The sequence below is a fragment of the Dyella sp. 01N36 genome (assembly GCF_056399745.1).
In genome coordinates, this window is sequence record NZ_JBFTRY010000151.1 from 1 (window position 1) to 8448 (window position 8448).

At 65.3% G+C, this 8448-nt stretch carries 6 protein-coding genes; 3 read left to right on the plus strand and 3 right to left on the minus strand.

Going from position 1 to position 8448, the window contains the following annotated elements; translation table 11 throughout:
* Window positions 1-101 precede the first annotated feature (101 nt).
* From AC1DMG_RS17185 to AC1DMG_RS17195, 3 genes are all read right to left on the minus strand, one after another.
* Window positions 102-1355 (minus strand): polyhydroxyalkanoate depolymerase, encoded by a 1254-nt coding sequence (locus AC1DMG_RS17185; protein ID WP_477180822.1) that lies wholly within the window; start codon window positions 1353-1355, stop codon window positions 102-104.
* Between the two features lie 99 nt (window positions 1356-1454).
* Window positions 1455-2198 (minus strand): class I SAM-dependent methyltransferase, encoded by a 744-nt coding sequence (locus tag AC1DMG_RS17190; RefSeq protein WP_441605622.1) that lies wholly within the window; start codon window positions 2196-2198, stop codon window positions 1455-1457.
* Window positions 2199-2244: 46 nt separating this feature from the next.
* A complete protein-coding gene (locus tag AC1DMG_RS17195) occupies window positions 2245-2739 on the minus strand; it encodes an RDD family protein (protein WP_441605621.1) in 495 nt (164 codons plus the stop codon).
* Between the two features lie 63 nt (window positions 2740-2802).
* Here AC1DMG_RS17195 and xerD point away from each other — a divergent pair, with 63 nt between their 5' ends.
* From xerD to purL, 3 genes are all read left to right on the plus strand, one after another.
* Entirely contained in the window at window positions 2803-3714 is a 912-nt protein-coding gene (gene xerD, locus AC1DMG_RS17200) for a site-specific tyrosine recombinase XerD (RefSeq protein ID WP_477180823.1), read from the plus strand.
* 109 nt (window positions 3715-3823) lie between these two features.
* Window positions 3824-4615, plus strand: coding sequence for a DsbC family protein (locus AC1DMG_RS17205; RefSeq protein ID WP_441605625.1), 792 nt, complete (start codon window positions 3824-3826; stop codon window positions 4613-4615).
* A gap of 183 nt (window positions 4616-4798) precedes the next feature.
* On the plus strand, window positions 4799-8448 hold a 3650-nt coding region (gene purL / locus AC1DMG_RS17210), incomplete at its 3' end, for a phosphoribosylformylglycinamidine synthase (protein WP_477180824.1).

Genomic DNA, 8448 nt, shown 5'->3' on the forward strand with positions numbered 1-8448 from the left:
CCTACCGAGCGGTACACCGCGGCGTGGCTGTCGCGCACAGGGTGCGCTCCCACAGACACGCGGAGCCCTCTCCCAGGGCGGGAGAGGGRCAAAAAGCAGGCTTAGGCAGCCCGCTTATCGAACTTGCGAATGAAATCCCGCACCTGCGGATACACCGTCTGCCGCCAGCGACGACCACTGAAAATGCCGTAGTGGCCAGCGCCTTCGACCACGCGGTGTTCGCGACGGTCAGCAGGGATGCCGCTGCACAGATCATGCGCCGCTTCGGTCTGGCCAAGGCCGGCGATGTCGTCCAGCTCGCCTTCGACGGTGAACAGCGCGGTCTTGGTGATGGCTGCAGGCTTCACGCGTTCGCCGGAGACATCCCAGAGCCCGCGCGGCAGCAGGAACTGCTGGAACACGGTGGCGAYGGTGTCGAGGTAATACTCGGCCGGCATATCGAGCACGGCGTTGTATTCGTCGTAGAACTTGCGGTGCGCCTCGGCATCATCCTGATCGCCGCGACGCAGGTTCTCGTAGAAATCCCAGTGCGAGTTCAGGTGGCGGCCCGGGTTCATCGCGATGAAGCCGGCGTGCTGCAAGAAGCCCGGGTAAACCTCGCGACCAGTACCGGGATAGTTCGGCGGCACGGTGTGGATGAGGTTGCCGCGGAACCAGCTGAGCGGTCGCGTGGTGGCGAGGTTGTTGACGCCGGTCGGATTGCTGCGCGGCTCGATCGGGCCGCCCATCATGGTCATGCTGAGCGGGGTGGCTTCGCCGCGCGCCGCCATCAGGGACACCGCGGCAAGCACCGGCACGGTCGGCTGGCACACGGAAATGACGTGCACGCGCTCGGCGCCGATATGGCGGATGAATTCCTCGATGTACGCCACGTAGTCGTCCAGATGGAACGGCCCCGCGCTGGTCGGCACCATGCGCGCGTCGACCCAGTCGGTGATGTACACCTTGTGGTCTTGCAGCAGGGTCTTCACCGTATCGCGCAGCAGCGTGGCGTGGTGGCCGGAGAGCGGCGCGACGACCAGCACGGTCGGGTCGTTCTTCAACTTCTCGATGGTTTCCGGATCGTCGCTGAAGCGCTTGAAGCGCTTGAGCTGGCAGAACGGCTTGTCCAGCATCACGCGCTCGATCACGGCAATTTCCTGACCGTGCGCCGTCACCTGCGGGATGTTGAACGCGGGCTTCTCGTATTCCTTGCCCAGACGGTGCAACAGCTCGTAGCCGGCGGCCATGCGCGGCGCACCCGGGAGATGCGAGAACGGGCTGGTGATGTCGCTCAGCAGCTTGGCGCTGGCTTCGGCGTAGTGGCTCAGCGGGCCAAGGAAAGCGCGCTGCCACTCATGGATCTGATAAAGCATCGGGGTGGAACCGGGAAGCGTCAGAGAAAACCATCTTACCCGGTTTTGGCGCAGTCGTGCTGCGCCGCCGCATTGTCTCAATCCTGCTGAATCAGGTGCTTAGACGCGGCGACAAAGCAGCAGCAATTCGTCCACGCCGTCGCAGTCGGCCATGCCGCGCTGCCAGCGCAGCGGCTTCTGCAGGCGCAGGCCCAGCGGCATGATCACCCGGTTGTACCACCACAGGGCGCGCTCGCGCTGGTGGGTGAGATACCACTGGCCCAGGCCCAGCAAGGTCTTGGAGGTGGGCTGCATGCCGTAGATGGCGCTCTGCTCGATAGTCCATCCATTGGACTCGAGTTTGCGCAGAATCTGGGCGGGCTCGTAGCGGCGGTAGTGGCCGACGAACTCGTCGAACTCGGTCCAGGCCGCTTCGTGCAGTGGCACGGAGAGCAGCATGCGGGCATCGGGTGCTGCAACGCGGGAAAGCTCGCGCAGCGCCTTGTCGTCGTCCAGCACGTGCTCAAGGATGTCGAGCGCGCAGACCAGATCGAAGCTGGCGTCGGCACAGGGCAGGGCGCTGATGTTGGCGCGCGCGGCACTGGCGCCGTGCGAGCGAAGTTCACCCAGGGCGGCCGTGCTGATGTCGACGAAGTAAGTGCCATCGATCGGCAGCCGCGGCCGCAGACCGGGCGCCACTTCCAAGCGGCGCGGCAGCGCCATGGCCAGTTCGCGCACCATCGGCCAGGTATTGAAGCGGCTGGGATCGACCAGTCGCGAGCCTGACCACAGCGAGTCGTAGAACGCCTGATTGATGCGTTTAAGCTCGGTGGCGTCGCGACGGGGTAAGGCAAGCGAGGGCATATAACAGTGTTGCCCGAATCCACCTCACTTTCATGTGAAGCTTTCCTTACTTGCGCAAAACCGTGCGCGCGATCACATCATGGAGCGCTCGTCGACGCGGATCGAAAATAGATACGCCAAACCAGACGATCCATGCGGCGGCCATCGCCCACAGTGCCGCCCTGGTGCCGATCCACGGCGCCAGTACCAGCAAGCCCATCGGCGCTGCCGCCACGAGCAATCGCACGAGCGCCTGGGTGAACGTGATGCCAAATCCTTGCTCGTTGCTGACGCGAATGCGCCAGGGGCGCATGCCCAGCGTGCGTCCGCCGCGCAACCACGATGCGATGAAATAGGCCGATACCAGCAGCGCCTGCAGCGGCTGATACCACCATGCGATGTGCGCGTGCCCGTCGGTGCTGATCAGGTTGCCGCCGGTGACGCGCTGGCACACGTAACCGACCACCATCACGATCGCCACCACGGCCAGCAGGTCGTAGAGCAGGGCGAACAGGCGGCGCCACAGCGGGCAATAGATATCGGTGGCGGTGCTGGAAGTCATCGAAACGGCAGCCTGCGTAGGGAACGCTTGCACGTGGCGAGGCGGGCAGCCAGCATCGCGTCCATGCAGCAAGAAGAACCCAGTATCGCCGAAGCCGACCGTCGCAGCATCGATGCTTTCATCGAGCGCGTGTGGTCCGAAGATGGATTGTCCGACCGCACGCTGGAGGCTTACCGCAGCGATCTCGAAAGTCTCGCGCGCTGGCTGGGCTCGCAGGGGCAGAGCCTGCGCAGCGCGCAGCGTCAGCACTTGTCCGCCTATCACGGCAGCCAGCCGGTGGCGGTGCGTTCGCTGGCGCGTCGGCAGTCGGCGTTTCGTCGCTACTACGCCCATGTCGCGCGCACCGAACCGGGTTTCGACGATCCCACGCTGTTGATCGAGCGTCCCAAGATGCCGCGCAGCCTGCCCAAGGCCTTGGCCGAGCGCGAGATCGAGGGCCTGCTGGATGCGCCGGATCTTGGCACGACCCTGGGTCTGCGCGATCGCGCGATGCTGGAACTGATGTATGCCTCGGGCTTGCGCGTATCCGAACTGGTGCAGTTGCCGCTGGCTTCGCTCAACCTGCGCCAAGGCGTCGTGCGGGTCACCGGCAAGGGCGGCAAGGATCGCCTGGTGCCCATCGGTGAGGTGGCGGCCGAGCGCATCGAGGCCTATCTCGCTGCGGCACGCCCGTCGCTCGCGCGCGGCCGCCAGCCTCTGGCGCTGTTTCTCAGCAACCGCGGCGTGGGCATGACGCGGCAGATGTTCTGGACGTTGGTGAAGCGCTACGCCGTGCAGGTAGGCATCGTCTCAAAGCGCATTTCGCCGCATGTGCTGCGGCATKCCTTYGCCACCCACCTGCTCAACCACGGCGCMGACCTGCGCGYGSTGCAGWTGCTGTTGGGCCATAGCGCGCTGAGCACCACGCAGATCTATACGCTGGTCGCCAAGGAAGGTCTCAAGCGGCTGCACGCCCAGCACCATCCGCGCGGTTGACCGACCCGCGGCTGTGCCAAACGGCCCGCATCCGCATTCAGGCGCCTGTGCGAGAATGGCTTTCCCCCACGTTTCCCCCACGGGGAAATGCATGTCCACGAGGTCTGCGATGTTCAAGAAATGGTTGCTGGCGCTGTGCGTCGGCGGATTGGCACTCAATGCCTGCGCCGCGCCGGACGGCACAACGGGTGCGACTGGTGTGGCCACCGCTGCGCCCGCCGCTGTGGCCACCGGGTCGGAAGCCGCCATTCGCCGTGCCGTGCAAGGCCTGGTGCCCAACGCGAGCATCGACTCGATCCGTCCGGCACCGATGCAGGGCTTTTACCAGGTCATCGCCTCGGGCCATCTGGTCTATGTGTCCAGCGACGGCAAGTACATGCTCAATGGCGACCTGATCGACCTGGGCAGGAAAAAGAACATCACCGAGGATGGCTGGGCCGAGTTCCGCAAGGCCGAGCTGGCCAAGGTGCCCGAGGCCGACCGCATCGTGTTCGCGCCGGCCAATCCGCGTTATCGCGTCACCGTGTTCACCGACGTCAACTGCGCGTACTGCCGTCAGTTGCACGAACACATGGCCGATTTCAACAAGGCCGGGATCGCGGTGGAGTACATCGCCTGGCCGCGCGAAGGCGTCATCAACGAGGCGGGCCGTACCACGCCCACCTATAACGAGATGGTCTCGGTGTGGTGCGCCAGCGACCGCAAGGCCGCGTTCACCTCGGCCAAGCAGGGCAAGGCGCCCAAGGCCACCAACTGTCCGAACCCGGTGAAGGACGAATTCGACCTGGGCGTGAAGCTCGGCGTGTCGGGCACGCCCACCATCATTGCGGCCGATGGTTCGATGGTCGGCGGCTATGTGACGCCCGAGCAGCTGTTGCAGGCGCTTAAGACCGGCGGCTGATGTCGGGCGACCGATGCGGCTTTGTGCCCCTGGCATGCGGCAATTGGCCGTAGATTCATTGAGTTAGACTGACTGGGCGGCGTTGGAGTGCCAGCGTCGCCCGAACGGTCGCGATGCTGCGTCGCGGCAGTGTTGATGCGCTATGAGGTACAATCGGCGTTTTCGCCTACCTCCTGTCCCCGCATGATCGCACTCGACGGGCAGAGCGCCCTCTCCCCTTTTCGCCTTGAACGTCTGAACGCACGCCTGGAAGCCATTCACCGTGGCACGCGTGTGCAGGCGTCGTGGTTTATTTATTTCATCGACGCCGACCGCGAGCCGGAGGGCGAGCAGCATCGCCGCCTGCTGGAAGTGCTCGAAGCCAAAGAAGGCAAGCCCGAACACGCCTCGCTATGGGTGGTTCCGCGCCTGGGCACGATTTCGCCCTGGTCCAGCAAGGCCACCGATATCCTGCATGGCGCCGGCTTTGACGTGCGCCGCGTCGAGCGCGGCGTCGCCTGGCAGGTCGCCAGTCTGCCGGCCATTGGCAGCGCGCAGTACGACGCCGTCGTTGCCGTTCTGCATGACGCGATGACGCAGTCGGTGCTTACCGATCTGAGCCAGGCGCACAGCTTGTTCCTCGGTGGCCAGCCCGGTCCGGTGGTCTACATCGAGCTGGGCAGCGATCCCAAGGCCGCGCTGGACGTGGCCAACCGGGAACTTGGCCTGGCGCTGGCGGACGACGAGATCGAGTACCTGGTCGCACGCTACGCCGAACTGGGTCGCAATCCGACCGACGCCGAACTCTTCATGTTCGCGCAGGCCAATTCCGAGCACTGCCGCCACAAAGTGTTCAACGCCAGCTGGACGCTGGACGGCGAGGCTCAGGACAAGAGCCTGTTCGGCATGATCAAGAACACCCACCAGCATTCGCCGGCTCATACGTTGTCTGCCTATAAGGACAACGCAGCCGTGATCGAAGGCTCCGAAGGCAAGCGCTTCTTCACCGATCAGGACGGTGTGTGGCGTTCRCATCCGGAGCGCATCGATTATGCGATCAAGGTCGAAACGCACAACCATCCCACGGCCATCGCGCCGTGGCCGGGTGCGGCCACCGGCGCCGGCGGCGAAATCCGCGATGAAGGCGCCACCGGCCGTGGCGCCAAGCCCAAGGCCGGCCTGACCGGTTTCTCCGTGTCCGACCTGCGCATTCCTGGCCTGCCGCGACCGTGGGAAGTGGATCGCCCGCTGCCGCCGCATATGGCGACTGCCTTCGAAATCATGCGCGACGGCCCCTTGGGCGCCGCTGCATTCAACAACGAATTCGGCCGTCCGGCGCTGGGCGGTTACTTCCGTACGTACGAGCACGAGACCGGTGAAGCGGGCGTGCGCCGTGGCTACGACAAGCCGATCATGATCGCCGGCGGCCTGGCCAATATCCGTGCCGACCATGTGCAGAAGCGCGACGTGCAGCCGGGCAACAAAGTGATCGTGCTCGGTGGCCCGGCCATGTTGATCGGCCTGGGCGGTGGCGCGGCCTCCTCGGTGGCCTCGGGCACGTCGAGCAAGGAGCTGGATTTCGCTTCCGTGCAGCGCGACAACGCCGAGATGGAGCGTCGCGCGCAGCAGGTGATCGACAGCTGCTGGGCGCGTGGCGACAAGAACCCCATCGTCAGCGTGCACGACGTAGGCGCAGGCGGTCTGTCCAACGCCATTCCCGAGTTGCTCAACGACGCCGGTGTGGGCGGTCGCATCGACCTGTCCAAGATTCCGTGCGATGACCCTTCGCTGTCGCCGATGCAGGTGTGGAGCAACGAATCGCAAGAGCGCTATGTGCTCGCGATCGGGCCGGAGGATCTCGCCGAATTCGAGGCCTACTGCAAGCGCGAGCGCTGCCCTTATGCAGTGGTCGGCGACGCYACGGCTGAGCGTCGCCTGGTGGTGCACGATCCGCGCACGGACACGCTGGTGATCGACTTGCCGATGGACGTGCTGTTCGGCAAGCCGCCGCGCATGCATCGCGATGCCAAGCGCCTGAAGCCGCGCGTCGATCTCTTGCCTGATCTGGCCGGTATCAGCATGGACGAAGCGCTGATGCGCGTGCTGCGCCWSCCSACCGTGGSCAGCAAGAGCTTCCTCATCACCATYGGCGACCGTACCGTSGGYGGCCTCAATGTGCGCGACCMGATGGTCGGYCCSTGGCAGGTGCCGGTGGCCGATTGCGCCGTGACCGTCACCGATTTCGACAGCTACACCGGTGAAGCGATGGCGATGGCCGAGCGCGCACCCGTGGCGTTGCTGAGCAGCCCGGACGCCGCCCGCCTCGCCGTGGGCGAAGCCATCACCAATCTTGCCGCCGCACCGATCGCCTCGCTGGGCGAAATCCGCCTTTCGGCCAACTGGCAGGCGGCGGTGAATTTCCCCGGCGAAGATGCGGCACTGTTCGACGCGGTGAAGGCCGTGGGCATGGAATTGTGCCCGGAGCTCGACATCTCGATTCCGGTCGGCAAGGACTCGCTGTCCATGCAGACGATCTGGAAGGATGGCGACACCATGCAGTCGACGGTGTCGCCGGTGTCGCTGGTCATCACCGGCTTCGCGCGCGTCACCGACGTGCGCCGCACGCTCACGCCGCAGCTGCGCCTGGATCGCGGCGACTCCGAACTCTGGCTGCTGGATCTTGGCGCCTGCCGCGATCGCCTCGGCGGTTCCGCGCTGACCCAGGTGTTCAACCGCGGCGGCGGCGTGCCGCCGGATCTGGACGATGCCAAGCGCCTGAAGTCGCTGTTTGACCTGGTGCAGGAAGCGAACGCGAACGGTCTGCTGCTGGCCTAYCACGACCGTTCCGACGGCGGCGTCATCGTGACCTTGCTGGAAATGGCGTTCGCCGGTCACTGCGGTCTGGAAATTCAGCTGGACGGCTGGGCGGAAGCGACGCTGCGCGCGCTGTTCAACGAAGAACTTGGCGCGGTGATGCAGGTGGCCTCGGCCAATCGCGAAGCCTTCGAGGCGCTGCTGGTCAAGCATGGCCTGACCAGCATGGCGTACCGCATTGGACGTCCAAAGGAAAAGCTCGGCATCAAGCTGTTCCACAACGGCGACACCATGTTCAAGTGGAACTGGCGCACGCTGTTCGAAGCGTGGAACGAAACCAGCTACGCCATGCAGCGCCTGCGCGACAACCCGGCGTCGGCCGATGCCGAAAACGCCTGGCGCCTGGACGACTCCGACCCGGGTATCCATCCGAAGCTGAGCTTCGAGCCGGTCGACGACATCGCCGCACCGTACATCGCCAAGGGCGCACGCCCGCGCGTGGCGGTGCTGCGCGAGCAGGGCGTCAATGGCCAGGTCGAAATGGCGGCTGCGTTCACGCGTGCCGGCTTCGATGCGGTGGACGTCCATATGTCCGATCTGGCCAGCGGTCGCATCAAGCTGGCCGACTTCCGCGGCTTTGCGGCATGCGGCGGTTTCTCCTATGGCGACGTGCTGGGTGCGGGTCGCGGCTGGGCCACCTCCATCCTCTACAACGAATACCTGCGCGCGGAATTCAGCACGTTCTTTGCCGACACTTCGCGTTTTGCGCTGGGCGTCTGCAACGGCTGCCAGATGATGGGCCAGCTCAAGGACATCATCCCCGGTGCGCAGCACTGGCCGAAGTTCCTGCGCAACGCGTCGGAGCAGTACGAGGCCCGTCTGGCCACGGTGGAAGTGCTCGATTCGCCGAGCATCTTCTTCAAGGGCATGGCCGGTTCGCGCATCCCGGTGGCGGTGGCGCACGGCGAAGGCCGCGTGAGCTTCCCGTACAGCTGCAGCCCGTCCAAGGCCGGCGCGGCGCTGCGTTATGTGGACAACCG